At 67.6% G+C, this 26,433-nt stretch carries 32 protein-coding genes; 8 read left to right on the top strand and 24 right to left on the bottom strand.

The features are described 5' to 3' along the window. Window positions 1-41: 41 nt before the first annotated feature. A complete protein-coding gene (locus HNP52_RS09675; RefSeq protein ID WP_184166086.1) occupies window positions 42-533 on the top strand; it encodes a hypothetical protein in 492 nt (163 codons plus the stop codon). A gap of 80 nt (window positions 534-613) precedes the next feature. On the opposite strand, the gene HNP52_RS09670 is transcribed toward HNP52_RS09675, so the two are convergent. Further along, window positions 614-883, bottom strand: coding sequence for a hypothetical protein (locus tag HNP52_RS09670; RefSeq protein ID WP_184166084.1), 270 nt, complete (start codon window positions 881-883; stop codon window positions 614-616). A 208-nt stretch (window positions 884-1,091) separates the two neighbouring features. Between HNP52_RS09670 and HNP52_RS09665 the strand changes: the two genes are divergently transcribed. After that, complete coding sequence (locus tag HNP52_RS09665; RefSeq protein WP_184166081.1) at window positions 1,092-2,735, top strand: inorganic phosphate transporter; 1,644 nt, start codon at window positions 1,092-1,094, stop codon at window positions 2,733-2,735. A gap of 3 nt (window positions 2,736-2,738) precedes the next feature. Here the strand turns inward: HNP52_RS09665 and HNP52_RS09660 are convergent, their stop codons facing one another. Continuing rightward, window positions 2,739-3,698: a peptidyl-alpha-hydroxyglycine alpha-amidating lyase family protein gene (locus HNP52_RS09660; protein WP_184166078.1), complete on the bottom strand. Its 960-nt coding sequence runs from the start codon at window positions 3,696-3,698 to the stop codon at window positions 2,739-2,741. A gap of 217 nt (window positions 3,699-3,915) precedes the next feature. After that, window positions 3,916-4,101 (bottom strand): hypothetical protein, encoded by a 186-nt coding sequence (locus HNP52_RS09655; RefSeq protein WP_184166075.1) that lies wholly within the window; start codon window positions 4,099-4,101, stop codon window positions 3,916-3,918. 124 nt (window positions 4,102-4,225) lie between these two features. On the opposite strand from HNP52_RS09655, the gene HNP52_RS09650 reads away from it, so the two are divergent. After that, window positions 4,226-5,494 (top strand): MFS transporter, encoded by a 1,269-nt coding sequence (locus HNP52_RS09650; RefSeq protein ID WP_184166072.1) that lies wholly within the window; start codon window positions 4,226-4,228, stop codon window positions 5,492-5,494. Window positions 5,495-5,748: 254 nt separating this feature from the next. On the opposite strand, the gene rsmD is transcribed toward HNP52_RS09650, so the two are convergent. Both rsmD and HNP52_RS09640 read right to left on the bottom strand, forming a co-directional pair. Beyond that, window positions 5,749-6,288, bottom strand: a complete 540-nt coding sequence (gene rsmD / locus HNP52_RS09645) for a 16S rRNA (guanine(966)-N(2))-methyltransferase RsmD (RefSeq protein WP_184166069.1) — start codon at window positions 6,286-6,288, stop codon at window positions 5,749-5,751. Then, window positions 6,288-7,571: a pseudouridine synthase gene (locus HNP52_RS09640; RefSeq protein ID WP_311768437.1), complete on the bottom strand. Its 1,284-nt coding sequence runs from the start codon at window positions 7,569-7,571 to the stop codon at window positions 6,288-6,290. The genes rsmD and HNP52_RS09640 overlap by 1 nt, the downstream gene beginning before the upstream one ends. Window positions 7,572-7,678: 107 nt before the next feature. Here HNP52_RS09640 and HNP52_RS09635 point away from each other — a divergent pair, with 107 nt between their 5' ends. Next, window positions 7,679-8,113: a response regulator gene (locus HNP52_RS09635; protein WP_184166066.1), complete on the top strand. Its 435-nt coding sequence runs from the start codon at window positions 7,679-7,681 to the stop codon at window positions 8,111-8,113. Between the two features lie 22 nt (window positions 8,114-8,135). Here HNP52_RS09635 and HNP52_RS09630 read toward each other — a convergent pair whose 3' ends face one another. Continuing rightward, window positions 8,136-8,285, bottom strand: coding sequence for a hypothetical protein (locus tag HNP52_RS09630; protein ID WP_184166063.1), 150 nt, complete (start codon window positions 8,283-8,285; stop codon window positions 8,136-8,138). Between the two features lie 79 nt (window positions 8,286-8,364). Beyond that, complete coding sequence (locus HNP52_RS09625; protein ID WP_184166061.1) at window positions 8,365-9,489, bottom strand: aromatic ring-hydroxylating dioxygenase subunit alpha; 1,125 nt, start codon at window positions 9,487-9,489, stop codon at window positions 8,365-8,367. A 516-nt stretch (window positions 9,490-10,005) separates the two neighbouring features. Between HNP52_RS09625 and HNP52_RS09620 the strand changes: the two genes are divergently transcribed. Genes HNP52_RS09620 through HNP52_RS09610 form a run of 3 tightly spaced genes read left to right on the top strand, consistent with a single transcriptional unit; the run spans window position 10,006 to window position 12,553 of the window. Continuing rightward, on the top strand, window positions 10,006-11,310 hold the full coding sequence (locus HNP52_RS09620; protein ID WP_260396109.1) for an AmpG family muropeptide MFS transporter: 1,305 nt from the start codon (window positions 10,006-10,008) through the stop codon (window positions 11,308-11,310). Then, window positions 11,310-12,071, top strand: a complete 762-nt coding sequence (locus HNP52_RS09615) for a tetratricopeptide repeat protein (protein ID WP_184166058.1) — start codon at window positions 11,310-11,312, stop codon at window positions 12,069-12,071. Before HNP52_RS09620 ends, HNP52_RS09615 begins: the two co-directional genes overlap by 1 nt. Further along, a complete protein-coding gene (locus HNP52_RS09610) occupies window positions 12,068-12,553 on the top strand; it encodes a DUF2939 domain-containing protein (RefSeq protein ID WP_184166056.1) in 486 nt (161 codons plus the stop codon). The genes HNP52_RS09615 and HNP52_RS09610 overlap by 4 nt, the downstream gene beginning before the upstream one ends. 59 nt (window positions 12,554-12,612) lie before the next feature. Here the strand turns inward: HNP52_RS09610 and HNP52_RS09605 are convergent, their stop codons facing one another. From HNP52_RS09605 to HNP52_RS09565, 9 genes are all read right to left on the bottom strand, one after another. Then, the gene (locus HNP52_RS09605; protein ID WP_184166053.1) at window positions 12,613-13,044 is read right to left on the bottom strand and encodes a DUF6628 family protein; all 432 of its coding nucleotides are present in this window, start codon (window positions 13,042-13,044) and stop codon (window positions 12,613-12,615) included. Between the two features lie 129 nt (window positions 13,045-13,173). Then, the gene (locus HNP52_RS09600) at window positions 13,174-14,481 is read right to left on the bottom strand and encodes a folylpolyglutamate synthase/dihydrofolate synthase family protein (protein WP_184166050.1); all 1,308 of its coding nucleotides are present in this window, start codon (window positions 14,479-14,481) and stop codon (window positions 13,174-13,176) included. A 165-nt stretch (window positions 14,482-14,646) separates the two neighbouring features. Beyond that, complete coding sequence (accD, locus tag HNP52_RS09595) at window positions 14,647-15,501, bottom strand: acetyl-CoA carboxylase, carboxyltransferase subunit beta (protein ID WP_184166047.1); 855 nt, start codon at window positions 15,499-15,501, stop codon at window positions 14,647-14,649. After that, complete coding sequence (gene trpA, locus HNP52_RS09590) at window positions 15,498-16,286, bottom strand: tryptophan synthase subunit alpha (RefSeq protein ID WP_184166044.1); 789 nt, start codon at window positions 16,284-16,286, stop codon at window positions 15,498-15,500. Before trpA ends, accD begins: the two co-directional genes overlap by 4 nt. Continuing rightward, complete coding sequence (locus tag HNP52_RS09585) at window positions 16,283-16,474, bottom strand: hypothetical protein (RefSeq protein ID WP_184166041.1); 192 nt, start codon at window positions 16,472-16,474, stop codon at window positions 16,283-16,285. The genes trpA and HNP52_RS09585 overlap by 4 nt, the downstream gene beginning before the upstream one ends. Further along, window positions 16,471-17,694, bottom strand: coding sequence for a tryptophan synthase subunit beta (gene trpB / locus HNP52_RS09580; protein ID WP_184166038.1), 1,224 nt, complete (start codon window positions 17,692-17,694; stop codon window positions 16,471-16,473). The genes HNP52_RS09585 and trpB overlap by 4 nt, the downstream gene beginning before the upstream one ends. Before the next feature lie 90 nt (window positions 17,695-17,784). Then, a complete protein-coding gene (locus tag HNP52_RS09575) occupies window positions 17,785-18,423 on the bottom strand; it encodes a phosphoribosylanthranilate isomerase (RefSeq protein WP_184166035.1) in 639 nt (212 codons plus the stop codon). After that, window positions 18,423-18,932: a GNAT family N-acetyltransferase gene (locus HNP52_RS09570; RefSeq protein ID WP_184166032.1), complete on the bottom strand. Its 510-nt coding sequence runs from the start codon at window positions 18,930-18,932 to the stop codon at window positions 18,423-18,425. Before HNP52_RS09570 ends, HNP52_RS09575 begins: the two co-directional genes overlap by 1 nt. Before the next feature lie 153 nt (window positions 18,933-19,085). After that, window positions 19,086-19,475 carry a helix-turn-helix domain-containing protein gene (locus HNP52_RS09565; RefSeq protein ID WP_184166029.1) on the bottom strand — a complete coding sequence of 130 codons (390 nt, stop codon included), beginning with the start codon at window positions 19,473-19,475 and terminating at the stop codon, window positions 19,086-19,088. Between the two features lie 98 nt (window positions 19,476-19,573). On the opposite strand from HNP52_RS09565, the gene HNP52_RS09560 reads away from it, so the two are divergent. Next, on the top strand, window positions 19,574-20,323 hold the full coding sequence (locus HNP52_RS09560) for an SDR family oxidoreductase (protein WP_184166027.1): 750 nt from the start codon (window positions 19,574-19,576) through the stop codon (window positions 20,321-20,323). 40 nt (window positions 20,324-20,363) lie between these two features. Here the strand turns inward: HNP52_RS09560 and HNP52_RS09555 are convergent, their stop codons facing one another. From HNP52_RS09555 to HNP52_RS09520, 8 genes are all read right to left on the bottom strand, one after another. Further along, window positions 20,364-21,062: a lysozyme inhibitor LprI family protein gene (locus tag HNP52_RS09555; RefSeq protein ID WP_184166025.1), complete on the bottom strand. Its 699-nt coding sequence runs from the start codon at window positions 21,060-21,062 to the stop codon at window positions 20,364-20,366. 50 nt (window positions 21,063-21,112) lie between these two features. Then, window positions 21,113-21,586 (bottom strand): hypothetical protein, encoded by a 474-nt coding sequence (locus HNP52_RS09550; RefSeq protein ID WP_184166023.1) that lies wholly within the window; start codon window positions 21,584-21,586, stop codon window positions 21,113-21,115. A 4-nt stretch (window positions 21,587-21,590) separates the two neighbouring features. Then, window positions 21,591-22,265 (bottom strand): orotidine-5'-phosphate decarboxylase, encoded by a 675-nt coding sequence (pyrF, locus tag HNP52_RS09545; protein ID WP_184166021.1) that lies wholly within the window; start codon window positions 22,263-22,265, stop codon window positions 21,591-21,593. Next, entirely contained in the window at window positions 22,262-22,609 is a 348-nt protein-coding gene (locus tag HNP52_RS09540; protein ID WP_184166019.1) for a lipopolysaccharide assembly protein LapA domain-containing protein, read from the bottom strand. The genes pyrF and HNP52_RS09540 overlap by 4 nt, the downstream gene beginning before the upstream one ends. 103 nt (window positions 22,610-22,712) lie before the next feature. After that, window positions 22,713-25,004, bottom strand: coding sequence for a patatin-like protein (locus HNP52_RS09535; protein WP_184166018.1), 2,292 nt, complete (start codon window positions 25,002-25,004; stop codon window positions 22,713-22,715). Next, entirely contained in the window at window positions 25,004-25,699 is a 696-nt protein-coding gene (locus tag HNP52_RS09530) for an endonuclease/exonuclease/phosphatase family protein (protein WP_184166015.1), read from the bottom strand. Before HNP52_RS09530 ends, HNP52_RS09535 begins: the two co-directional genes overlap by 1 nt. Before the next feature lie 57 nt (window positions 25,700-25,756). Beyond that, window positions 25,757-25,957 carry a hypothetical protein gene (locus tag HNP52_RS09525; protein ID WP_184166012.1) on the bottom strand — a complete coding sequence of 67 codons (201 nt, stop codon included), beginning with the start codon at window positions 25,955-25,957 and terminating at the stop codon, window positions 25,757-25,759. A gap of 91 nt (window positions 25,958-26,048) precedes the next feature. Beyond that, window positions 26,049-26,426 (bottom strand): MmcQ/YjbR family DNA-binding protein, encoded by a 378-nt coding sequence (locus tag HNP52_RS09520; protein ID WP_260396043.1) that lies wholly within the window; start codon window positions 26,424-26,426, stop codon window positions 26,049-26,051. Window positions 26,427-26,433 lie beyond the last annotated feature (7 nt).

Genomic DNA, 26,433 nt, shown 5'->3' with positions numbered 1-26,433 from the left:
ATCGGTTGGCGGCCAAATCCCGCAGCTGGGGAGCTGGGATAATGATGATTCGGGGGGCGGGTCTGATTGTGGCGGCGGGGGCGGTTTTCGCCTGTGCGCCGGCATGTGCTCAGGCGATTGCGGCGGCGCAGACCGCCTATCTGGTACTACGGCCGGAAATCCGGGTGAAGAACGAGGAGCATGTCTCCGGCCTGTGGCTGCGGACCAGCGCGACAGTGCGCGAGCCGAGCGAAGCCTGGCGGGCGGACGAGACCAAGGCCTCTTATGGCTTCTCCGTGCAGAAGGAAGTGCTGGGGCACACCTGGCTGGGGCTGAGCGCCGTGGCGCAGACGCCGCGCTTCGACGCGGATCGCGGCATGGTGCGCGATGCCCGCCATTATGCCGGCGCGCGGCTGAGCTTCGAGGCGTCGGACAAGGTCGAGCTGGGCTTCGCCTGGCTGCGGCGGCTGCGCGGGCGGGGCTTCATGAGCGCGCCGGGCGGCAATCGCGGGATCAAGCCAGGGCCCAAGGCCTATATGCAGCTGCGCTTCTGAACCTGATGGACACGCCGCGCTGACGGCGGCGGATGGAGACGGTTGCGCGATCCCGCCCAACCGTCTCGCCAGGAGCGGATCTAGACGTAGATCTCGCGGAGCGCGACCGCGTCGACCCGTGCGAAGGCACTGGGCGGAATCGGCGGCGGGGGCGGCGGATTGTCGGTGCCGCCTTCCTCGGGATTGCCGACCTCGTCGCAATTATCCTCGGGGTTCGGCGGCGGCGCGTCCGGGGTCAGCTCAGGCAGGCAGTTCGGATTGGTCTGCGCCATGGCTTGCGAAGAGGGAAGCATCGCGGAGCCCATCAGGGCAAGCGTTGCACAGGCGGCGAGCAATGAAAGTTCCTTCATTCTTGTCTCCTTGCCAACATCAGGCGCTCCGGTTGTCCGACGCCGCGCGGGTTTTGGCAAAGTGAGTTGGGCCCCTTTCGGTGCTAATCCGCCCCCGGCCGCGCGTGCCCATGATCGCGTGCCGAAATGACGCAAAACAGCCGATCCATGGCCCTGTCATGCGTTTGTCATATGGCTGTCACACCCTCCGGCCAGAGGCGCGCACATCATGGCATCACTCGCTCTGGACCAAGCCGCACCGGTTGACCAACCGCAGCCCGGCCCCCGATTCGACTACAAGACGCATCCCCTCGCCAAATTGCTGTTCGCGGCGATCATGGTGGGCGGGCTGGCCTTTGCCGGCTGGAGCGTTTTGACCGACACCAAGGGGGTAGGGGAGGAGCTGGCCACCGGCGTGTTCCTCTTCCTCGGCCTGGCGCTGCTGATCGCGCTCGGCTTCGAGTTCGTGAACGGCTTCCACGATACCGCCAACGCCGTCGCGACGGTGATCTACACCAATTCGATGCCTGCCCATTTCGCCGTCGTCTGGTCGGGCTTCTGGAACTTCCTGGGCGTGATGCTGTCGTCGGGCGCGGTCGCCTATTCGATCATCACGCTGCTGCCGGTCGAGCTGATCCTCAACGTGGGATCCTCGGGCGGGTTCGCGATGATCTTCGCGCTGCTGCTCGCGGCAGTGCTGTGGAACCTCGGCACCTGGTATATCGGCCTGCCCAACTCGTCGTCGCACACGCTGATCGGCTCGGTGCTCGGCGTCGGCTTCGCCAACCAGCTGATCAACGCCGGCTCGCGCGGCGGCACCGCGGGTGTCGACTGGAGCCAGGCGACCAAGATCCTCACCGGCCTGTGGATGGCGCCGCTGATCGGCTTCTTCGCCGCGATCGCGCTGCTGCTGGTGATGCGCGTCTTCCTGCGCAACCAGAAGCTCTACACCTCGCCGATGCCGAACACCGCGCCGCCGATCGGCATCCGCAGCGCGCTGATCTTCACCTGCACCGCGGTCTCGTTCAGCCACGGCTCGAACGACGGCCAGAAGGGCATGGGCCTGATCATGCTGATCCTGATCGGCTGTGCGCCCACCGCCTATGCGCTCAACCGCACCCAGTCGGCGAGCGCCACGCCCGCCTATGTCCAGACCGCCAATATCGCCGAGGCCGTGTTCGACGCGCGCAGCGGCGGCCTGCCGGACATGGCGCCGGCCCAGGCCCGCACCGTGCTCACCACCGCGCTCCAGCAGCGCAAGGCCGAGACGCCCGAGGTGTTCGCCGCGCTCGAGGGCCTGTCGAAGGACCTTACCGGCCGCGTCCAGGGCTATGGCGCGCTGAGCAAGGTGCCGGCGGAAGCCACCGGCAATGTCCGCAACGACATGTACCTGGTGCTCGACACCACCAAGCTCGCGACCAAGAAGCCCGAGGGCTACAAGGCCGAGGAGCTGACCGCGCTGGGCGACTATCAGAAGAAGCTGGAAGCCGGCACGCGCTTCATCCCGCTCTGGGTGAAGATCGTCGTCGCGCTCGCGCTCGGCCTCGGCACGATGATCGGCTGGAAGCGGATCGTCGTCACCGTCGGCGAGAAGATCGGCAAGCAGCACATGACCTATGCGATGGGCGCCTCGGCCGAGCTGGTCGCGGCCGGCACGATCCTGGCGGCCGATCGCTTCGGCCTGCCGGTGTCGACCACGCACATCCTGTCCTCGGGCGTCGCCGGCGCATCGGTGGCAAGCGGCGCGGGCCTGCAGGGCCGCACGGTGCGCAACCTGGCGCTCGCCTGGCTGCTCACCCTGCCTGCGGCGATGGCGCTCTCGGGCTGCCTCTACTGGGCGATGCTCAACGGCGTGAAGGTGCTGGGGCTCTAAGCCTCAACGCCGCGCGAACTTCTGCACGCGCTGGCCGGCGATATCGACGACATAGATATTGCCGGCCCGGTCCGCGGCGATGTCATGGGCGATCCAGAACTGGCCGTCCTGGTTGCCCATCCGCCCGAAATGCTCGACCTGACGGCCATCGAGACCGGCGATCGTCACGCCGTCATGATCGGGCACCTTGTCCGGGTTCGATCCCCCGTCGAGTATCGCCATCCGGTTGCCGGGAAGCAGCGCCAGGCCGAAGGGGCGGCCGATCGCCGGCGACTTCCATTCGGTTAGATAGCGGCCCCTGGGGTCGAAGACCTGGACGCGGTCGTTCACCCGGTCGGCGACATAGACGCGGCCCGATCGATCCACTGCCAGTGCATGCGGGATATTGAACTGGCCCGTCCCGGTACCGCGCGTGCCCCATTGGAACAGCAGCTTCCCATCAGCGGCGAACCGCGCGACGCGCGAATTGCCATAGCCGTCCGCGATGTAGAAGCTCCCGTCCGCCATCGGCGCGACATCGGTGGGGCGATCGAAATGCGTTGCATCCGCACCCGGCACACCCCGCTCGCCCAGCGTGCGGAGCAAGGTGCCGTCGGGGGCGAACTCGAAGACCTGGCTGGTACCGGTATCGGTGATCCAGACATGATCGCCGGGGCCCACGCTGATCCCATGCGGCACGACGAACAGCCCGGCGCCCCATTCGCGCTTGAGCTTGCCGGTCACCGCGTCGAACACTTCGACCACCGGCTCCTTCACCGGCACCAGCCCCTTGGCATCGGTACCGCGATTGCCCCGGTGGAGGACCAGCACTTCGCCCTTGCTGGTCACCGCGACGCCCGAACAGGGACCGAGCACGCGCCCCTCGGGCAGGCTCGGCCAGCCATGGACGACGGCGTAATGCGGTGCCGGGGCAGCGGAAGCGAGGAGGAGCGGGGCGAATGCCGCCAGGCCGGTGATGCGCATATTGTCCTCTCGATTTTCTGCGAGCCTATCGCCATCCCCTTATCGCGGCGAAGAGGATAAGGCTCGCCGATGTGCAACCTCCCTGTTCCCCGGGAAGGCCGGGGCCCAGTTGCAATGTCGCTCGAGAGGTTTGCCCGCCCTGTCCAGATACGCCGAAACCGGGCCCCGGCCTTCGCCGGGGAACAGTTGGACATGGGGTTTCTAATGTCGGTGTTGCTTAAAGCCGTTTTGCGCCCAGTTCGAGCAAATGGCTCGCCAGCTCGATGCTGAACTTGAATCCCTGGCCATCAGCCCGCAGATCCGCCTTGAAATGCTCGATCGGGTTCCAGAAGGCGACGAGCAGCCCGGCCAGGATTGCGAACAGCGTGGCATAAGCCAGCCGCCTGCCTGCCGATTCGCGCATCGCCCGTCTCCCTGACTTCCGGTCGCTGAGGATTTTCCGGTACGCGGGCGAAACTGTCCGGCCGATGAACGGGCTTCCCCTTTGCGGTCAATCGATCCAAGGAGAGGATCAAAGGGGAGAGGGCATGACCAAAGCCGCCGCATCGCACCGCCGCATCCTGTTCGCCAGCCTGGTGGGCACCTCGGTCGAATTCTACGATTTCTACATCTATGCGACCGCGGCGGCGCTGGTGTTCCCCGACCTGTTCTTTCCCGCCAGCGAGCCCTGGATCGCCCAGCTCGCCAGCTATGCCAGCTTCTCGGTCGCCTTCTTCGCGCGACCGCTCGGCGGGGTGCTGTTCGGTCATTTCGGCGACCGGCTGGGCCGCAAGTCGACGCTGGTCGCCTCACTGATGCTGATGGGCATCTCGACCGTGCTGATCGGCTTCCTGCCCGGCTATGCGCTGGTCGGCGTCACCGCACCGATCCTGCTGTGCCTGCTGCGCTTCGGCCAGGGGCTCGGGCTCGGTGGCGAATGGGGCGGGGCCAGCCTGCTTGCGGTGGAGAACGCGCCGCCGGGCTGGGCGAACCGCTATGGCAGCTTCCCGCCGATGGGCGCGCCGGTGGGCTTCATCTTCGCCAATGGCTTCTTCCTGGTGCTGGGCGCGTTGATGGACGAGGCGACCTTCCGCGAATGGGGCTGGCGCCTGCCGTTCCTGGCGAGCGCGGTACTGGTATTCCTCGGCCTGTGGGTACGCCTCAAGATCACCGAGACGCCCGAATATGTCGCGGCGACCGAGAAGGAAGCGCCGCCCGCCGTGCCGATCGGCGAGCTGTTCCGCACCAGCGCGCTCGCCGCTTTCGCCGGCACCGTAGGCACGATCGCCTGCTTCGCGCTGTTCTACATCTCGACCGTGTTCATCATCGGCTACGGCACCAAGACGCTCGGCTATGACCGCGAGACGTTCCTGGGGATCGAGCTGATCGCCATCCTGTTCATGGCTGCGGGCATCGCCGTCGCCGGGATCAGCGCGGACAAGCGCACCGCCAACAGCGTGCTGATGCTAGGCTGCCTGTTCACCGTGCCGGTGGGTCTGACGATGACCCTCATGCTCGGGCCGGACTCGCTGCCCAGCGTCGCGATCTGGCTCGCCTTCGCGCTGTTCGTGATGGGGTTCGTCTATGGCCCGCTCGGCGCCTGGCTGCCGAGCCTGTTCCCGGCGCGCGTGCGCTATACCGGCGTGTCGGTGACCTTCAACCTGGGCGGCATCCTCGGCGGCGGCCTCACCCCGCTGATCGCGGCCTGGCTGGTCCAGCAGGGCGGGTTGGAACTGGTCGGCTATTATCTCGCCGGGGCCGGGATGCTGAGCCTGGTCGGGCTGCTGCTCGTGCAGAAGCGCCGGCTTGCAATGTAGGATTTAGCCTGCTGGGCTCGCGCAGCCAGCCTTCGGGCCGGCTGCTCTTTGACGCGGTTGGCGAAAATAGGATCACGCGCACGCAATCATATTGCGCGGCACGCGACGCCAGCCTCGAATTGGGGTGATCGAGCGGCACTAAAACCGCATCTTGGCCTGTACTTTGTGTACTTTGGCGAGTCGCGGTCCAGGCACTGTAGGAAGTCGGCTCGTCAGTTCCCCGGCAAAGGCCGGGGAACGGTGGAGATGAGCGGTCAGGCCATCCGCAGCAAGGTGAGCCGCGCCTTGCCGTGGGTGCGGCTGACATCGACGGTGAAGCCCGCGATATCGGGCACTTCGTCCTTCGCCGTTTCGATGCTGATCCAGGTGGCCGGGCCGGCCCAGCCGAGACGGCCGAGCTTGTCGAGCGCGACGCTGCCCGCGCCGGTGCCATAGGGCGGGTCCATCAGGATCAGGTCGAGCGGCGCCCGCGCCGGGCCAAGCGCCATCACCGACCCGGCGCGCACCTCGGCACCCTTGGCGCCCAGCTTGGCGATATTGGCGCGCAAGGCATCGAGCGCTGCCTTGTCCTGCTCGACGAAAAGACAGGTCGCCGCGCCGCGGGAGAGGGATTCGAGACCCAGGGCGCCCGAACCCGCAAACAGGTCCGCAACCGCGAGTTCCTCGAAGCTGCCGAGGCGGCTGGCGAGCATCGAGAACAAGGCCTCGCGCGAACGGTCGGCAGTGGGGCGGGTGGTGTCCCCCTTGGGCGCGACGAGCGGGCGGCCGCGCCATTCTCCGGCGATGATCCGCATTACTTGCGCGTCCTTGGCGGGCGGGCGGGCTTGCCCGGTTTCCCACGACCGCCGGCAGGCCCGCGATCCGGGCGACGCGGCCCCTTGGGCCGATCGACGAAATCACCGGTCTGCGGCTCACGCGCCTCGCGGTGCGCACGCGCGCGGGCGGCGCGAGCCGGATTGGCCGGCGCTTCCTCGCGCGGCTTGCGCGGGCCGGGCTTGCCGGGACCGCGCGACCGCTCGCCGGGAGCCTCGTCGCGATTGCGGGCGAAACCCGGCTTGCCCGGGCCCCGCGGCCGCTGCTCGGCGCGGTCGCCACGCGGAGCGAAGCCGGGCTTGCCGGGCGCACGCGGACGCTCCTGGGCCTCGTCGCCGCGCTTCGCCTCAGGCGTGATGCGTGCGGTGAATACCGGCTTCTTCGGCGCCGCCACCGGCTTGGCGACCTTGCGGCGCCCCTCCGGCTCGACGCCGCCGGTCGGCACCGGCTTGGGGCGCGGCGCCGGCTCGACGACGCGCGAGCGCACCGCGAACTGCAGGTTCGAGGCCGCCTTGCCGCCGCCGGGCTTGGACATCACGGTGCGGAAGGTGATGAGATCGGCCTTGCGGATCTCGTCGACATCGCCCGGAGGCATGTCGCCAAGGTAGAAGGGGCCGTAGCGGGTGCGGATCAGCCGGTTCACCTCGAGCCCGAGATATTCGAGCACACGGCGCACTTCGCGGTTCTTGCCCTCGGTCAGGGTCATCTCGATCCAGACATTGGCGCCGGTGCGCCGCTCGATATTGGCGTTGATCGAGCCATAGCGGATGCCCTCGATCTCGACGCCGAGCATCAGCGATTCGAGCTGGGCCTGGGTGACGTTGCCATAGGCGCGGGCGCGGTAGCTGCGCTCGACACCGGTAGCGGGCAGTTCCAGCTCGCGCTTGAGCTCGCCATCTGTGGTGAGCAGCAGCAGCCCCTCGGTGCTGAGGTCGAGTCGGCCGACCGGCATCACCCGGGGCAGCCCCTCGGGGAGATTGTCATAGATGGTCGGGCGGCCCTTGGGGTCGCGCTCGGTGGTGAGCAGGCCGGCGGGCTTGTGATAGCGGAACAGGCGGGCGGGAGCGGGCGCGGCGACGGGCTTGCCGTCGACGGTGACGCCGCGCAGCGAGGTCAGCAGCGTGGCCGGCGTATCGAGCACCTTGCCGTCCAGGGCGATTCGCCCGTCGGTGATCATGCGCTCGATATCGCGACGGGACGCGATTCCTGCACGGGCCAGCAGCTTCGCGATGCGCTGCGCTTCTTTGGGATTGGATGGAGACACAGGGGCGATATAGCGATTGTCGCGGTCGCTTCAAAAATTATTGCGCCCTCGAAAGGGATTCGCGCGTTAGCGCAGTGGGTTCAGAGACTTGGCGGGCTTCAGGCGGCATGTTGTTCGGACGGAAAAAGCGGCGGATTGCGCGACTCCTGGTGGTGGAGGACGAACCGCTGCTCGCATTCGATACCGAGCATTTCCTGAGCGGTGAGGGTTTCGCGGTTGCCGCGACGGTCGATACCGTGGCCGAGGCGCTCCGCGTGCTCGCGGCGGACAAGGATCTCGACCTGGTGCTCGCAGATGTGCGGCTGGCCGATGGCAGCGGCATCGAAGTCGCGCGCGCCGCGCAGGGGCGGGGCCTTCCGGTGCTGTTCGTGACGGGAAGCTTCCCCGAGGAAGCCAAGGTGCTGGCGGCTGGATGCCTGGCCAAGCCCTATCCGCAGCGGGACCTGCTGGCGGCGATCGATGCGATCGAGGCGGTGCTGGAGGGAGCAAAGGCGCCGCGGCGGCTGCCGGGCAGTTTCAGCCTGTTCCTGAGCCCGGCTTAGGCGGCCGAGCCCGAATTGGAGCTCAGTGGCGCAGCAGCACCAGTGCGGCCGCGACGATGATCGCCCAGCTCACCGCGCCGATACCGAAGGCAATCATCAGGCCGGTGCCGCGCGGCAGGCGGTCTTCCTCGTTGACGTCCAGGAACTCGCGGGGTGGCAGCGGAAGCGGCATGGGATGATCCTCTCGAATACCCAATTTAGGTACGCCCGCGCGGGAACGGAGGATATACAGAGGAATTACCCTCAGGGCTCTACCGGAGATGTGCATTAACCGCATCGTGGAAGTGCCGGATGCCCAGCTCGAGCGTGCCCAGAGTGACCCGTTCGACCGCCCCCGAGGACAGGCCCTGCTGGCCGAGTTCGCAGGCACGGAAATCCTCCGATGCGAAGACGCCGCCGTCGAGCAGCTCCCAGCTCTTCTCCCAATGGGCGAGAGCCTTTTCGGTGCTGGGCAGCTCGGGGATTAGCATGAAATCCTCGACCAGCACCCGGCCTTCGGACTGGGGCATGAGCACCATGAGGTTGATGTAGTCGGGGCTGACCACCAGCACCGTGCCAGGGAACATCTGGTAAGTGTAGGTGATCGCCGCGCGCAGCGTCGCCCAGTCGCTGGAGGAGAGCGCCGCCAGCGCTGCCTCGCGCCCGACCGCCGAACGCTGATGCGCGCCGATCGTGTCGGCGGTCGACACGCCATCCTGGAAGAAGGGCGCGATCGTCGCGGCGTGGAGGCGCTGGACGTGGTACGCCTCGAGAAAGGCGTCCATGATCAGCTTCCAGTTGGCGTTGACGCTGTGGGTGCGCCGGCGGAACAGATGCTGGGCGGACAGGTCGAACGCCTCGAAGTCGCGGGCGAGCAGGTCGGCCTCGGCGAAATCGGCGTCCTCGGCGAAGGAGAACCAGATCAGCCCGCCGGCCTCGTGCGTGGGCAGGCGCCTGAGGCCGTACTCGCCCTTGTCGAGGCCGGGAAAGGTATCGGGGCGGGGCAGGCCGATCAGCCGCCCGTCAAAATTATAGGTCCAGGCATGATAAGGGCAGACCAGGCGACCGCCCTTTACCGCATCGCAGCCCTCTACCAGCCTGGTGCCGCGGTGCCGGCAGACGTTGAGGAAGACATGCGCCTGGCCCGCCTTGTCGCGGGTGATGAGCAGCGGCTTGCCGAAGCCGTCATGCGGGATCGCCATGTTCGCTTCGGGCAGCAGCGCGGAGGGCGCGATGACCAGCGGGACCCGCGAGAAGATACAGGCCTGTTCGTCGGCGAAGCGTTCCGGGCTGGTATAGACCGAGGCCGCGACATGGGCGATTTCGCCTTCGCCCTTCGATCCACCCCGCGCCAGCGCTCCGGCCAGCGCCAATTGCCCCTCGGTCGGCGCATTCATGGCATTCCTCCCTATGGCCTTCCTGGTATTTTTGGCTAGTTTCGCGCCGGAAGTACGTGGGGGCAAGAAGGAATGGAGCAGGTGAAGCGGCCGCAATGGACTTATCCGGCGGCGCAGCTGGCATTGGCGGTGGCCTTGGCGCTGCTCGCCTTGCCCTGGCTGACCGTGGCGACGCCGGGTTCGGCGCCGCTGGCGGTGCATGGCTATGACTTCCTGCTCGGCGTGGATGCGTTCAAGCCGTCGATGACCTTCGTGCTCGGCATGCTGGTCGTGGTCGCCAGCCTGGTGCTGAGCTTCGTATGGCGCCAGCGTGGCGGCGCGAGCCTGATGGTCGGCGGCGCCGCGGTGGGTGGCCTGCTGGTGATCCTGGCGGTGCTGTTCGCCGCCTTCTCCCCGCCCAAGGCGCTGGCGACGAGCGCGATCCAGCCCGCGATCGGCTATTGGCTGGCCCTTGTCGCCCTGCTCGCGGCCTTCTTCGCCGGGCGCAAGGCAGCCCCCGAGGACTGGCGCGCCGACCTGCCCGAGGGCGTGCGCCCCTATTTCGAGAATGCACCGCTCGCCTCCTTCGCGCTGGGGCTGAGCTCGGGCTTCCCCTTCGCGATGATCGGCGCGACGCTGACCAGCCGGCTGAAGCAGGACGGGATCGACAAGGCGACGATCACGGCGTTCGCGCTCGCCATCCTGGTCTACAACCTGAAGTTCCTCTGGGCCTGGATCATCGACGGCGTGAAGCTGCCGATCCTCGGCCGGCTGGGGCAGCGCGTGTCCTGGCTGATCGTCGCCGGCATCCTGGTGGTCGCCGCCGTCGCCAACATGGCGTTCACCCAGGCCGATCCGAACAATATCTGGCCGATGGTGACCGCCGCGGTGCTCGTCGGCCTGGCCGGCGCGACCTATGACATCGTCATCGACGGCTACCGGATCGAGATCCTCGAGCCGCGCCAGCTCGGCTATGGCTCGGGCATGTCGCAATATGGCTGGCGGATCGGCTCCGCCGGTGCCGGCGCGGTCGCGCTGGTCGTCGCGGCGCGGTTCGGCTGGGAAGCGGCCTATCTGGTCTGCGCGCTGTTCGCATTGCCCGCGATCATCGCCGGCCTGATCCTCGGCGAACCCGAGCGCCACCGCCCGCCCGCCGAACGCAAGGGCCTGGCGACCGTGCTCAAGTCGATCTGGGGACCGTTCGTCGAGTTCTTCCAGCGCCAGGGCGCGTGGATCGTGCTGATCTTCATCCTGGTCCACAAGATCGGCGACACGCTGGCGAACCTGACCTTCCGCCTGCTGTTCGACGATCTCGGCTTCACCAATGACGAGATCGCCTTCTACGACGTGGCGCTGGGCTTCTTCGCCTATATGATCGGCGTGTTCATCGGCGGCATGCTCTATGCGCGGATGGGGATGAAGCGTTCGGTGCTGCTCAGCCTGGTGCTGATGGCGATCTCGAACCTGAGCTTCGCGGCGCTCGCGGCGGCGGGCCATTCCAACCTGGGCATGGCCGGCGCGATCGGCTTCGAGAACATCGCCAGCGGCTTTGGTGGCGTGGTCGTCATCGCCTATTTCTCGGCGCTTACCGACCTGCGTTTCACCGCCGCGCAATATGCGCTGATCTCGGCGGGCGCGAGCATCCTCGGCCGCTTCCTGACCGGCACGACGGCGGGCAGCCTGATCGAGGCGATGGGCTATGTGAACTTCTACCTGCTGACCACGCTGATCGCGCTGCCGGGCGTGTTCATCTACTGGTGGATGATGCGCACGGGCCTTGTCGACCGCTCGATCGGCACGGCAGGCACCGAAGGCGAAGGCGGGGAAGCGAAGGCCTCCTGATGCCCTATCTCCTCGTAATCGCGCTGCAGGTGGCGTGCATCGTCCACCTGATGCGGCGGGGCGGAAACCCGCTATGGGTTACCGCGTTGATCTTCCTGCCCGTGGTCAGCGCCATCGCCTATTTCTTCGTCGAGATCCTCCCCGGCCTGGGGCAGAACCGGCATGTCCGCACCGCGCGGGCCAAGGCGGTGGCCGCGCTCGATCCCGAGCGCGAGCTGCGCGCCGCCCGGAGCGCGCTCGACCTCGCCGACACCGCCGGCAACCGGCTGCGCGTCGCCGATGCGCTGGCCGCGCTGGGCCGGCATGACGAGGCCGAGCCGCTCTATCGCGAGTCCCTGCGGATGACGGTGGGCGATCCCGACGTGCGGACGCAGGGCAAGCTTGCCAACACGCTGTACGAGGTCGGCAAGGGCGCGGAGGCATTGGCGCTGCTCGACGAGGTGCCCGCGCCGATGGGCCAGAGCGAACGCGATCGCCAGGCGCTGCTGCGCGCCAAGATCCTCGAGCACCTGGACCGCAAGGACGAGGCGCTGGACGTCTATGCCGATATCGTCACCCGCATGCCGGGCGAGGAAGCGCGCTGCCGCTATGCCGCGCTGCTGATCGACCAGGGCTGGGATCGCAAGGCGCTGGTGGTGCTTGAAGAGGTCGAGAAACGGATGAAGCGGATGGATCGCCAGCAACGCGCGGCGGAAGCGGACATGTATCGCTGGGCGACCGAGACGCTGGCCGGGCTGCGCTCGCGAGGCGTGACCGCGTGAGGAAGCGCTGGATCCTCGTCCTGCTGGTGGTGGCCGTGCTCGGCGCGGGCGGCTGGCTATGGGGTTCGCCCTATTACACGCTGTGGCAGATGAAGCGGGCGGCCGAGGCGCGGGATATCGATGCGCTGGCCAGCCATGTCGATTTCGACGCGGTGCGCGGCAGCGTGAAGAACCAGATCGCCGCGCATCTGCCGGGCGAGGGCGGCGGCGTGCTGGGCGCGCTGGTGCGCTCGGGGATCGGCGATACGGTGGTCGATGCCGCGGTCTCGCCCGAGGGGATGCGCTTCATCTTCGCCGCCGCGCCGCTGGCCGAGACCGAGCGCCCGGGGACGATCAAGCTCAAGGCGAACGAGATGCGCTACCACCGGATCTCGCTCAATCGCTTCGAGCTGACCCGGAGCGACGGGGCGGCACTGCAGTTCCGGATGCGGGGGATGGCGTGGAAGCTGGAGGCGATCCAGCTGCCGCCGGACGTGTTCTAGCCCGGCGCGACTTGCCGGCGAACAGCCAGGCCAGCACGGCCTTTTGAAATCGGTACAAGCTAGTCCTCGGCGTCGAGCGCCAGCCCCATGTCGGCGAAGCTGTTGGCGAGTGCATGGGCGGTGATCAGCACGCCGGTGGCGTCGCGCACGCCGAGCATGTCGGCGAGCAGCACCGCGGAGAGCTGGGGCTGGGTGCGGACGCGGCCGAGCACCTGGAGCAGCGCGGCTTCCGCGCCGGTCATCCGGGCGCAGCACCAGGGCGCGATCTGGATCGGCCCGGCGGAGAGCGCCGACATCTCCTGCATCAGCGCGCGCAGCAGCACCAGCGGGCGCTGGAAGCTCTTGCCGAAGGCGGTGACGAAGGCATGCGCGGTGCAGGCGTCATGGATGCCGTGCGCGCCCATCTGGCGGACGCCGAACAGCAGCAGCCGCGCGCCGGGATCCTCGGGCTGGAGTTCGGGCAGGGCGGTGAGGGTTGCGCTGACGGTCATGGGGACTCCGATCACTATGACCGGAAATCTTGCGCATCCGCTATTGATAGTCAATCGCATTAGCAAAGAATGCGGGATGCGACTGGTCGTGTTTGCTGAACCGTTCCCCGGCGAAAACCGGGAGCAGGATCAGCTGGGCAGCTCCTCGTTCGCCGCGAGCACGGTGCCGGCGAGGTAGAGCGAGCCGAGCACCAGCACGAGCGGTGCACCACCCTCGCGGGCGATCGCGGTGAGCGCGCGGGGCACGTCGGGCGCGACCGAGGCATGGGGGATGCCGAGCGCCTGCGCGACTTCGGCGAGCCGGGCGGGGGCGTGGTGCTCATGGCCGGGCACCGGTACCGCGTGCAGCCCGGAAGCCAGCTTCGCGAAGGGCGCGAGCAGGCCCTGCGCATCCTTGTTGGCGAGCATGCCGAGCACGAGCTGCACCGGGCGGCCCTGCGCGACCTGGGCGAGCGTGGCACTCACCGCGGCGGCGGCGGCTTCATTGTGCCCGCCGTCGAGCCACAGCTCGCTGCCCGGGGGCAAGAGGTGGAGGAGGGGGCCGTCGCCGAGCTTCTGCATGCGCGCGGGCCAGCGTGTGCCGCTCGCCGTGGCGGCGAAGGCGGCGTCCGGTACGTCCAACGCCTGCTGGTGGCGCAACATCGCGATGGCGAGCGAGAGGTTGGCGGGCTGGTGCGGCCCGGCCATGGCGGGAAGGGGTGTTTCCACCTCCCCGCGGGTATCGCGGTAGACGAGCCGGTCATCGCGCGTCTCGAAGTCCCAGGCGGTCCCTTGCGCGAACACCGGCGCGCCGGCAGCGGCGACGATCTCGGCGATATGCGGGGCATAGCGCATCGTCACCAGCGGCACGCCGGGCTTGGCGATACCGGCCTTCTCCGCCGCGATCTTCTCCAGCGTGTCGCCGAGGAAGAACTGGTGGTCGATGCCGAGCTGGGCGATGCCGGTCACTGCCGGCTGATCGATCACATTGGTCGCATCGAGCCGCCCGCCCAGGCCAACTTCGAGGATCAGCGCATCCGCCGGCACCCGGGCAAAGGCGAGGAAGGCGGCGGCGGTGGTCACTTCGAAGAAGCTCGCGCCGATATCGCCGCCCGCGTCGAGCACTTCCTCCAGCAACGGCGCCAGGATCGCATCGGCGATCAGCTCGCCCGACAGGCGGATACGCTCGTTGAAGCGGACGAGATGCGGGCTCGAATAGACATGCGCGCGCATGCCCGAAGCCTCGATCGCACCGCGCAGGAAGGCACAGGTCGAGCCCTTGCCGTTGGTGCCGGCGACGTGGAGCACCGGCGGCAGTGCAAGCTGCGGGCTGCCGACGCGCTCGAGCAGCCGGGTGATCCGGTCGAGCCCGAGAATATCGGCACCCGGCGAGAGCGCGGTCAGCCGGTCGAGCTGGCGCTGGACGTGCGGATCGGAGGAGACGGCGTGGTCGGCCACTTAAAGCCCCTCCCTTTCAAGGGAGGGGACGGGGGTGGGTGCGCGCGTCTGCGCGCTCAAAAGACTCATTGCCGCCATCCCGAAAAGCGATGGTCGAGGCATCGAGCCTCGCCCCTCGCAAACCCACCCCTCGCCCCTCCCTTGAAAGGGAGGGGTTAATTAGGATCACGCTGCCTTCTTGCCCTCGCAGAGCAGCCCGATCAGCTGGCCAAGCGTCTCGCGCAGGTCCTTGCGGTGGGTGACCATGTCGATCAGGCCGTGCTCGCGATAATATTCCGAGGTCTGGAAATCGTCGGGCAGCTTCTCGCGGATCGTGTTCTCGATCACGCGGCGGCCGGTAAAGGCCAGGGTGGCGCGCGGCTCGGCGATCTGGACGTCGCCCAGCATCGCATAGGCGGCCATCACGCCGCCCGAAGTCGGATCGGTCAGAACGACAATATAGGGCAGGCCGGCATCGTGGAGCATCTCGATCGCCACGGTGGTGCGCGGCATCTGCATCAGCGACAGGATGCCCTCCTGCATGCGCGCGCCGCCCGAGGCGGTGAAGGCGATGAACGGCGCGCGAGCCGCGATCGCCGCCTCGACGCCCTGGATGAACGCCTCGCCCACGGCCTGGCCCATCGAGCCGCCCATGAAGGCGAAGTCCTGCACGCCGATCACGGCCTTGCGGCCAAGGATCTTGCCCGAAGCGTTGATGAACGCGTCCTGCTCGCCGGTGCTGGTCCGCGCGGCCTTGAGGCGCGCAGGGTAGGGCTTCTGGTCGCGGAACTTGAGCGGGTCCTCGGCTACCTTCGGCGTGGCGAGCACGGTGTAGCTGCCCTCGTCGAACAGATAGGCGAAGCGCTCGGCCGGGCCGATGCGATCGTGATGATCGCAATGCGGGCAAACATGCTGGTTGGCTTCCAGCTCCTTCATGAAGGTCATCTGCCCGCAACCCTTGCACTTGTGCCAGAGATTGTCGGGGGTGTCCTTCTTGGGCGTGAAGGCCAGGACGTTGCGGACGCGATCGATCCAGCTCATGCGACTTCTTTCCTTGCGGCCTCCACGGCCGTCTTGAGGGAGTGGATATAGGCGCGGATAGCTTCCGGCGCATCCTTCCCGTGTTTTCCGACAAGTTCAACGATTGCGGAGCCGACGACGACACCGTCGGCCACGCGTGCGATCGCCTCGGCCTGTTCCGGCGTGCGGACGCCGAAACCGACCGCGACGGGGATATCGGTAGCGGCCTTGAGGCGCGCCACGGCATCCTCGATCGATCCCTGGGCAGCCTGTTGCAGCCCGGTGATCCCGGCGACCGAGACATAATAGAGAAAGCCCGACGCACCCTCGAGCACCGCCGGCAGGCGCCCGGCATTGGTGGTGGGGGTAGCAAGGCGGATCACGTCGATGCCGTTCGCCGTGAAGGGCGCGACTTCGGGTGCTTCCTCGGGCGGGATATCGACGATGATGACGCCGTCCGCACCGGCCTCGGCCGCCTTGGCGGCAAAGGCTTCGGGCGTGGGCCGGGTCATCGTGTTGGCATAGCCCATCAGCACCAGCGGCACGTTCGGGTGACGCGCGCGGAACCCGCTGGCGATGGCGAGCACATCGGCGGTGCGCGTGCCGGCACCGAGCGCGCGCAGGTTCGCCGCCTGGATCGCCGGACCATCGGCCATCGGATCGGTGAAGGGCATGCCCAGCTCGATCACGTCCGCACCGCTCGCGACCAGCGCGTCGAGATTGGCGGCGGTGTCGCCGTCACCCGCGGTGATGAAGGTGACCAACGCGGCGCGGTCAGCCGGGAAGGCGTTGGCGAGGCGGCTCATTTGGCGGCTCCGGCGCAGGGGAAAAGACGATCAAACATCGTTCCTGCCGTCAGCAGGGCCGCTGTGCCAAGCACGGCGCCCATGCCGCCTCCCCAACCGAGGAGCGGCAAGCCGATCACGATGCCAAGTACAATGCCCATGGCGACAAGGGTTATGATGAAGGCGATCCGAGCGACGCGACGGCTCACAGCGCCACCCCCAGCGCTTCCGCGACGGTAAAGATGTCCTTGTCGCCACGGCCCGAGACGTTGACCACGATGATCTTGTCCGGTCCCATTTCGCGCGCCTTGGTCTCCAAGGCGGCGAGGGCGTGCGAGCTTTCCAGCGCCGGGATGATCCCCTCGAGCTTGCAGCAGAGCTGGAAGGCGTCGAGCGCCTGCTGGTCGGTGATCGGGAGGTAGTCCACCCGGCCGCTCTCGTGCAGCCAGCTATGCTCGGGGCCGATGCCAGGATAGTCGAGGCCCGCCGAGATCGAGTGCGCCTCGGTGATCTGGCCGTCCTCGTCCTGGAGCAGATAGGTGCGGTTGCCGTGGAGGATGCCCGGGGAGCCGCCCTTCAGCGAGGCGGCGTGCTGGCCGGTCTCGATGCCGTGACCCGCCGCTTCCACGCCAATCATCGCGACATCCTTGTCGTCGAGGAAGGGATGGAACAGCCCGATCGCGTTCGATCCGCCGCCCACCGCGGCGATCAGCAGGTCGGGCAGGCGGCCTTCGGCCTTCTGGATCTGCGCGCGCGCCTCGATGCCGATCACGCTCTGGAAGTCGCGGACCAGCTCGGGATAGGGGTGTGGGCCCGCCGCGGTGCCGATGATGTAGAAGGTGTCGTGGACGTTGGCGACCCAGTCGCGCAGCGCCTCGTTCATCGCGTCCTTGAGCGTCTCGGCGCCTGAAGTGACGGGGTGCACTTCGGCCCCGAGCAGCTTCATCCGGAAGACATTCGGCTTCTGCCGTTCGACATCCTTCGCGCCCATGAAGATCACGCATGGCAGGCCGAAGCGCGCGGCAACCGTCGCGGTGGCGACGCCGTGCTGGCCCGCGCCGGTCTCGGCGATGATCCGCGTCTTGCCCATGCGGCGGGCGAGCAGGATCTGGCCGATGCAGTTGTTGATCTTGTGCGCGCCGGTGTGGTTCAGCTCCTCGCGCTTGAAGTAGATCTTGGCACCGCCGTAATACTCCGTCAGCCGCTCGGCGAAGTAGAGCGGGCTCGGACGGCCGACATAATGTTCGAGCAGGTCGTCGAACTCGGCCTTGAACGCGGGATCCGCCTTGGCCGCGCGATATTCGCGTTCCAGGTCGAGGATCAGCGGCATCAACGTCTCGGCGACGAAGCGGCCGCCGAACTGGCCGAAATGGCCATGCTCATCAGGCAGGTTGCGCAGGGAATTGGGCAGGGTTGCAGGGTCGGTCATTGCGTCTCTCATGATTTCGGATGGCGGGCGCTGGCGTGGGAGCGAGCGATCAACGCCATCGAAACTCGATGCGGACAGGGACAAACGGCCTCAACATTGCGCGACCGCTTTAAGGAATGCAGCGATCTTGGCAACATCCTTGACGCCCGGCGCGCTTTCCACGCCCGAGGAGACATCGACCAGTCTGGCGCCGGTCATCTGGATGGCCGGGATCACGTTCTGCGGATCGAGCCCACCGGCCAGCATCCACGGGCCGGGATGGCGATAGCCGCTCAGCATCGTCCAGTCGAAGCGCAGCCCCATGCCGCCCGGCAGCAGCGCATCGTCGGGCGTCTTGGCATCGTACACGATGCGGTCGACCGGGATGGCCGCGAAGCGCGCGGATTCGTCCAGGTCGGATGCGCGCTTCACCGAAATCGCCGGCCAGACATGGTGGCCGCGACCGTCCAGCTCGGCGACGCGCTCGAACGCGGTCTTGTGGAGCTGCAGCGTGCGGATGCCGGTCGCTGCCGTCACGGCGTCGATCAGCGCATCGTCGGGATCGACGAACACGCCCACCTTCGTGACGTGATCCGGCACCCGGGCCGCCAGCGCCCGCGCCTGCTCGATCCCGACATTGCGCGGGGAAGGCGGGAAGAAGACGAAGCCGACATGGCTCGCGCCGCCCTGCACCGCCGCATCGAGCGTATCGGGCGTGGACAGGCCACAGATCTTGGCGGTGACCGGCATCAGAGATCCTTGACCAGCACGACCATGAACAGGGGCGGATCGAGCGGCACCGGGAAATCGCGCTTCTCGCCCGAATTGCGATAGCCGCGGCGCTCGTAGAAGGCGATCAGCTCGGCACGCTTGTCGATCACCGTCATCTCCATCACGCTGGCGCCGAATGCCTCGCGCGCGCAATCCTCGGCGGCGGTGACGAGTTGCTTGCCGAGCCCGGCCGACTGGAGCGTCGGATCGACGCAGAGCAGGCCGAGATAGGCGAGGCCATCGCCCTTGCTGGTCACCTGGACGCAGCCGAGCAGGCCAGCGCCGCTATCCGCGATCAGCAGGCGCTGGGCCGGGTCGTCGACGATGGCGGCGAGCGTCGCGATATCGGTGCGCGGGCTGTCGATGATGAGGTCCGCCTCATGCGTCCATCCGGCGCGCGCGGTCTCGCCGCGATAGGCGCGTTCGATGATCGGGTGGATCGCGGGCAGGTCGTCGCGCGTGGCGGGGCGGATGGTCGGTTCGGGCATGGCGCTCCTGTCGGACGACAGGCCGTGTTTGGCAAGTACACCTAATCTGTTCCCCGGCGAAGGCCGGGGCCCAGTCTCGGCGCACTATCGATGGCGCGGGGGCCTCTCGAACGACGTGGCAACTGGGCCCCGGCCTTCGCCGGGGAACGGATTTCAGTCGATGGCGCGCGCGTCGAAGGCTTCACGCGAGCTCTCGATCCGCTCCAGGTTGCGCGCCGCCCAGACCCAGACGCCGCAGAACGCCTCGGCCAAGCTGCCGCCCAGCTCGGTGAGGCGATATTCCACACGCGGCGGGATCACCGGGTGGACGGTGCGGACCAGCAGCCCGTCGCGCTCCATCGCGCGCACCGTCTGGGTGAGCATCTTCTGGCTGATCCCGCCGCATTCGGCGCGCAGCTTCGAGAAGCGCAGCTCACCATGCTCGGTCAGCGCCTCGAGCACGATCATCGTCCATTTGTCGGCGACGCGGCCGATGATCTCGGTGACGAGCGCCTCCACCCGCGGGTCGAGATCGGGATAGTCGTGATGGGGATTGGTCGCCATGGTTTCCAAAAGGTGTGTATGAATATTTTGGGTGCCTACTCCCCAATGGGTACCATGCTACGATATCCGGCGTCCAGACATTCGAAAGGAGCTCGACCATGGACATCACCGGCAACACCATCCTGATCACCGGCGGCGGCACCGGCATCGGCCGCGCCCTCGCCGAGGCGCTGCATGCGCGGGGCAACAAGGTGATCGTCTCGGGTCGCCGCGCGAGCGCGCTCGAGGAAGTCGCCGCCGCCAATCCTGGCATCGCCACCGCGACGCTCGACGTCGCCGATGCTGCGGACATCGCCCGCTTCGCCCGCGAGATCGTCGCGGTGCATCCCGCGCTCAACGTCGTGATCCACAATGCCGGGATCATGCAGGCCGAGACGCTGATCGCCCCGGGGTCTGACCTGGCCATCGCCGAGGCGACGATCGCCACCAACCTGCTCGGGCCGATCCGCCTCAACGCCGCGTTGCTGCCACACCTGCTGGCCCAGCCCAAGGCGACAGTCGCCACCGTGAGCTCGGGCCTGGCCTTTGTCCCGCTCACCGCCACGCCCACCTATTCGGCGACCAAGGCGGCGATCCACAGCTGGAGCCAGTCGCTGCGCCACCAGCTCAAGGGCACCAGCGTCGAAGTGATCGAGATCGCCCCGCCGGCGGTGGCGACCGACCTGATGCCGGGCCACGCCCAGAACCCCAATTCGATGCCGCTCGCCGACTATATCGCCGAGACGATGGCGCAGTTCGAGGCGGGTGCCGCCGAGAACCTGACGGAGCGGGTCAAGTTCCTCCGCTTCGCCGAGGCGCGCGGGGACTATGCGCAGGTGTTCGCCATCCTCAACGACGGCACGCACTGATTGCCCTCGCCGGGGAGCCGGTAGTTTCGGGGGACCACCCTTATTGATTGCTGGCGACCCAGTTGTTGGCCGGCGTGAAATTGTCGCTCAGCACCTGGTTTGCCTTGCAGTAGCGCTTGCAACCGGGCGAGGCGACGGCCGCGATCTCGGTGACATGACCGGTCTTGTCGCGCTCCAGCGTGAAGTCGATCCGACAGGTGCCGGCGCTCCAGCTCGCCTTGTCCGGCGTGGTGAAGCGGGCGATCGCGCCCGCCTCGCCATCGTCGGCGGGGAGCTTGCACAGGATCTGGCCGTCGAGATCGCGGGTCAGGGTGAAGTCGAACTGCCTGGCATCGACATGGGTGATCGCGAGCCGCTCGATATCGGCGGTCTTGTAGCTCGCCTCCCACGTCTCCTCGTTGAAGCCGCGCAGCGAATTGCGCTGGACGGTATAGTCCGCCTCCACCGAAGCTGCATCGCACTTCCCGGCGCAGCGAGTGCGCAGGATCTGCTGCCAGTCGCGCTGCTGGCCGCGGAAGCCCTGCTTGTCGAACAGCAGGGCGAGCTTCGCCTTGTAGAGCGCCGCAACCTCGCCATCGAGCGCACGCAGCTTCGGACTGGCGCAGATCGTCTTTTCGAGCGGGTGGCTGGCCTTGGCGCAATCGAAACTCGCCTGTTGCGGCGGTGGTGGCGCGGCGGCGTGAAGGCCGAAGAATGCGAGGAAAAGGGCGAAGAGTCCGAAAGCCGCAATCCGCATCATCACTGCCTCCCGCGTCTATGGTCCTGGTCTTGCTCCCGAATGCATCGCGCTCAGGCGATGCTGCCGTTGAAGGCGAGATCGGTGATCCGGTCCTTCTCGACATCATATTCCAGCCCGAAAAAGACCGGGCCGCCATCGCAGACGATCATCGGCTCGGTCCGCCACTCGCCCCAGTCGCCATGCTTCGCGGGCAGGAAATTGCCGTAGATGAAGCGCTTTCCGCCGCGCACGATGCCGACATATTGGCGAAGCCAACCCTTCGGCGCGTCCTTGAGCTCGCTGCGGGACTTCGCGTCCCAGCTCGTCAGCTCCGCGGCCAGGGCGAGGAACCCGGGGATTCGCGCCTCCAGCCGGGCGATGTCGTCCTTGCCGGGCGTCCAGCCGCTCTCGCCGGGCTTGGGTGTGGCGCGGGAGCATTGCTTCAGCAGCCCGGCCGCCATGTCCGGCGGCAGGACCGTATAGTCTTCGGATTGCGGCGGGGCCGCTCCTATCAGCAGCGCCAGCAGGAGTGCGGCGCTGCCCATCGGCTCAGAGCGTCGCCTCGATCTCGCGCGCGGCGAGATCCGGGTCGGCGGCCTGGGTGATCGGGCGGCCGACCACCAGGATCGAGGCGCCGGCATCGAGCGCGGCGCGCGGGGTGACCACGCGCTTCTGGTCGCCGATCACGCCATTCGCCGGGCGGACGCCGGGAATGACGAAGAAGCCATCGTGCCAGATCTTCTTGGCCGCCGCGACTTCGTTGCCCGAACAGACGATGCCGTCGACGCCCGAGGACTTGGCCAGTTCGGTCAGCCGCATCACCTGCTCATGCGGATCGGGCTTGAGGCCGATCGAGGTCAGGTCACTGTCGTCGAGGCTGGTGAGCATCGTCACCGCGACGACCTTGGTGCCGGTCGGTGCCGCGGCCTTGGCGTCCTCCAGCATCGCGCGGCCGCCGGCTGCGTGCACGGTCAGGATCGCCGGCTCGAGCGGGCGAAGCGCCTGGATCGCCTTGGCGACGGTGTTGGGGATGTCGTGGAACTTGAGGTCGAGGAAGATCGGCAGGCCGATGTCATGCATCTCGTGCACGCCGGCGCGACCATTCGCCATGAAGAATTCGAGGCCGAGCTTGATGCCCCCAACATGCGCCTTCACGCGCTGTGCAATGGTTTTCGCGCGCTCCAGGTCGGGCGTGTCGATCGCGACATAGATCGGGCTCATCATGCGTCTCCCAGCGGCAGGCCGCCCTGGGGCGAAGCAGGAAGGGCAGGTACGGGCTCGGGCGTTACCGGCGCGGGCTCGGGCATCGCATTGATCGCACGCACATCGTTCAGCGCGCGCTCCAGCCCGGTGATCCGCTGGCGCATCCGCCAGCGCAGCGCATGATAGGCAAGCAGCACCGGCAGCAACCCGGCGAGGAAGACGAGGATCAGGAGCAGCGGCAGGCTGAAATCGGCGATCAACCCGCTCCACAGGTGCACGTTCACGCGCTCGTCGCCATTGTAGATCACGAAGCCTGCGACAAGGCCGCCCAGCAACAGCCAGAACAGCACCTTCAGAAACCGCATCCGTCTCCCTTCCCGCGTTAGGTGGTGATGGTTCTATGTCGGGAACGCCGGTTTGGCCAGCCTAGCAATCCCTGTCCCGCTTTTGCGCGAGGGGGAAAGGGAGCTACCCGATCTCCGCCCGCAGCTCCGCGAACAGCCCTGGGATCCTGGTCAGCCGCGGTTCCTCCTCGTCGAGGATCGCATGGAACATCCGCCGCTTGATCGCCGCCGTCCGCTCCTCCGACAGCCGCACCGCGGGGTCGAGGGTGGAGAGGACGATGTCGATCAGCCGGTCCGCGCCGTGCAGGCGCCCCCACAGATAGTCGTTCTCGCGGTATGCACGGCTGAAGAACGCGCCGAAGCTGTTGAACTGGATGCCCTTGAGTGTCGCCTCGGCGCCGCCGGTGCGGATCGCGGTAGCGTCATCGGGGGCGATGCGGTCCACCCGGATCGGGTCGAACTCGTCGACGCCCTCGCCCTGGAGCAGGGGCAACGTTGCGATGTCGTAGAAGGGGAAGCCGAGATGCGCGAGCAGCATCGGGCGGCGCAGCTCCTTCGACAAGGTGCTCAGCCCCTCGGCCAACCGCGCATCGGTCTCGCCGTCGAGCTTCTTGAGCTGCATCCGCTCCGCCAGCCGATCGAGGATCGGACCGGCATCGTCGGTCATCATCCGTATCTCGTCGCGCAGATCGGCGAAGGTGTCGGCGCGCTTGAGCTCGAGATAGCTGGCCAGCGAATCATAGATCGCCTCGCGCATCGGCTTCAGCTCGCCATGGCTGGTCGGCAAGTCGATCTCGGTCAGGCGGCGCGCGAGCAGCCGGAGCCGGCGAATGCGGAAGCCGAGGTCGTGCGCGCGCAGGAACTCCAGCGTCTCGGGCGAAGCGCCATTGGAATGCATCGCGCCGAACCGGTCCGCCCCGCGCGACTGGACCGCGGCGGCCAGCGCTTCGCGGATCTCGTGCAGTCGCTCGGGACCGTGCTGCTCGCCGACCGTATAGAGCAGCCGCGCGGTGCGATCGATCGCGCCCTCCACCTTGAGCAGACCATAGGCCGTGTGCCCATAGCCCGCCTTGGCCGCCGCCGAGACCTGGGCGCGCTTGCGCCAGGCGGCGAGCCGCTTTGGGTTGGGATAGTCGAGCCACAGCGTGTAGCCGAACAGCGCCTCGACCTGGGTTTCGACATCGGCGCGGATCTCGGCCAGGATGCCCAGCATCCGCTCGATCCGGTGCGAGCGCCGCGCGATCTCGTCGAGATTGTCGCGGATCGGCTGCTCGCGCGGCAGCTCGGACAGCGCGCCGATGATCGTCGCGAAGAAGCCGGGCGTCCCTTCGTCCCCACCGTAGAAATCGAAGCGGAAATTGGGGAAGGGGTCGACGAAGACGAAGCGCCGATCGACCTGGCGGCGGGCGGGGCGCTCCTTCAGCGCTTCCATCGCCGGGCGGAAGGGCGCGTTGGCGAGCACCGACCCGTCGATCAGCACCGCCTTCTCGGCCTTGTTCTCCGCCCATTGGCGCGGCAGCACCCGCTCAAGGAACGCGTTGCGCTGCGGCCAGGCCTGTTTCCGTTCGGCGAGCAGGTCGTCCATCTCGGCCAGGGTCATCGGCGGGAAGGCGCCCGGGAAGCTCGACGTGGCGCGCGCGGCGAAGGTCAGGCTGGGCGCGTCGGCGAACTTCTCGTCCGGATAGCCGCGATCGGTGAAGGAGAAGACCAGCCGGTGCTCATTCTCCATCACGCTGGCCGGCGAATTGAGCCGCAGCGCCTCGGGATGGCCGCGGAAATCGGTGACGGTGACGAACAGGTCGAGCGGCTGCCCCTCGGGCAGCAGGCGCTTCTCCTTCGGCCCCTTGGCCATCGCGCCAAAGGCGTCGAGGATCGTGTTGGCCAGCCGCTTGCCACCAAAGGGCGGCTCGAACCAGCGCGAGCGGACGAAGTGCTCAAGCTTGGTGCGCACTTCCTCACGCGCGCCGGCTTCCACTGTCTCGTCGACCGTCTTGGAGCGATTGGCGACCAGCCAGGCGATCGGCACCGCCCAGAGCTTGGCGAAGCGGTGCGACGGGCGCTGGCGCGGCTCCAGCAGAGCCTCGACATCCGCATTGTCCATCCACAGATCGGTCAGCGGATCGAGCGACTGGCCGGTGGCGATCGCCTGGGCCAGGAAAACCGTGTTGATCCCGCCGGCGCTGGCGCCGGCGAGGATATCGACCAGCACGCGCAGGTTCACCCCGCAGCTCTCGCGGATCTCCTCGAGCAATTCGCGATAGACATCGGGCCCGCCATTGGCGCCGTCGCGCTCGGCGCAGCTTGCTCGGGCGAGGCGCCAGATCTCCTTGGTGATGCCGTGCATGTACACGGCCAGGCTGATCCCGCCGTAGCAGACCAGTGCGAGCCGCAGTTCCTTGTCGCGCGTTTCGGCCATTAGACCTTTATAGTCGCCCAGATGGGCAGGTGGTCGGACGCGGTGCGCGCCTGCAGGCTGTCGTGCACCCCGGCATCGGTTATGGTCAACTCCGGACTGGCCATGATCCGGTCGAGCCGCGCCATCGGGCGGCGGGCATGGAAGCTCTTGCCGGTGCTGGCGAAGGCATAGTGGCTGGAGAAATCGCGCAGGCAGCCGGACTGGGCGCTCCATTCGTTCAGGTCGCCCATCAGGATCGTCGGATACTGGTGGGTGCTCGCCTGGAGATGCGTGATGATCGCATGCGCCTGGCGCCGCCGCCACAGGCCGGACAGGTCGAGATGCATGCCGACCACCCGCACCACCGTTCCGCCGGCGAGGCGCACATCGGCCATCACCGCGCCGCGCGGCTCCAACGCGGGCAAATGGATCGCTTCGCAATCGAGGACCGTCGCGTCCTTGCGGACCAGCAGCGCATTGCCGTGCCAGCCCATCGAGCGCGCCTTGGTGCCGAAGGGCACGGGCTTGTAGTCGCTATGCTCGGAGAGAAGGTGCTGGGTAAGCACCGCCGAACGCTCGCCGAAACGACGATCGGCTTCCTGGAGCGCGACGATGTCGGCGCCGATCTCGCAAAGCACCTGCAGCGTGCGCTCCGGGCGTCGACGACGGTCGGTGCCGATCGACTTGCGCATATTGTAGCTGGCGACCTTGATCATCGGCGCCCCTTATCGCGGGCGCGGGGGCAGGGGGTCAACATGGACGGCGACATGGGCTCAGCTCGGATGCGCCTCTGCGCTGCCCTGGCTGGCTGCTTCCTGCGCCGCCGCGACCAGCCGGCGGCCGGTTTCTTCCGCCGCCTGGGGCGTCATCGCGATGGCGACGCCGTTCGGTCCGTCGAGCAGCACCACGCCTTGCTCCGCGGTGGCTACGCCGGCCACTTCTTCCGGCTCCGCGGGCGAGATCTTCTGTCCCATGTTTCTTCCTTGTCCGCCGTTCCCGGCACAGGAGCGATGAATGGGGAAGTAACTCGGATGAACGGGAAAATATCCAAGATTTCCGGAGATTTCAGCGGCCGCCCGCCTCGAGCAGCCGGCGCGGCGCGGCGAGCTCCCAGCTCCGTGCGATCCGGTCGCCGACAAAGTCCCAGTCTATATCGGGCCCGCCGAGCGCGATGCCGACCCAGCCCACACCGAAATAGGCGACCTTCGAATAGGTCTCCGGCGCGATCCCGATCAGGTTCGGCCCTTCCTCGTCATCGGCGGTCTTCACCGCGACGATGGTGCGGCCGTCGCCATGATGATCGTGGCGGAACTGGGCGAACTGCTTGCCGGCAACGAAGAAGGTCGGCTGGCCATGGCTGGGCCGCTCCTCGCTTTCGGGAAGCTCCAGCGCGATCGCGCGGACCTGGGTAAGGGCGACGGCCGGATCGGGGCTCAACGGCATATGCGCT

Source organism: Sphingomonas kyeonggiensis, from assembly GCF_014204495.1.
In the GTDB taxonomy this organism is placed as follows: domain Bacteria; phylum Pseudomonadota; class Alphaproteobacteria; order Sphingomonadales; family Sphingomonadaceae; genus Sphingomonas; species Sphingomonas kyeonggiensis_A.
Note: the sequence above shows the minus strand (reverse complement) of the source record. Positions and strands in the feature narration are given on the sequence as shown.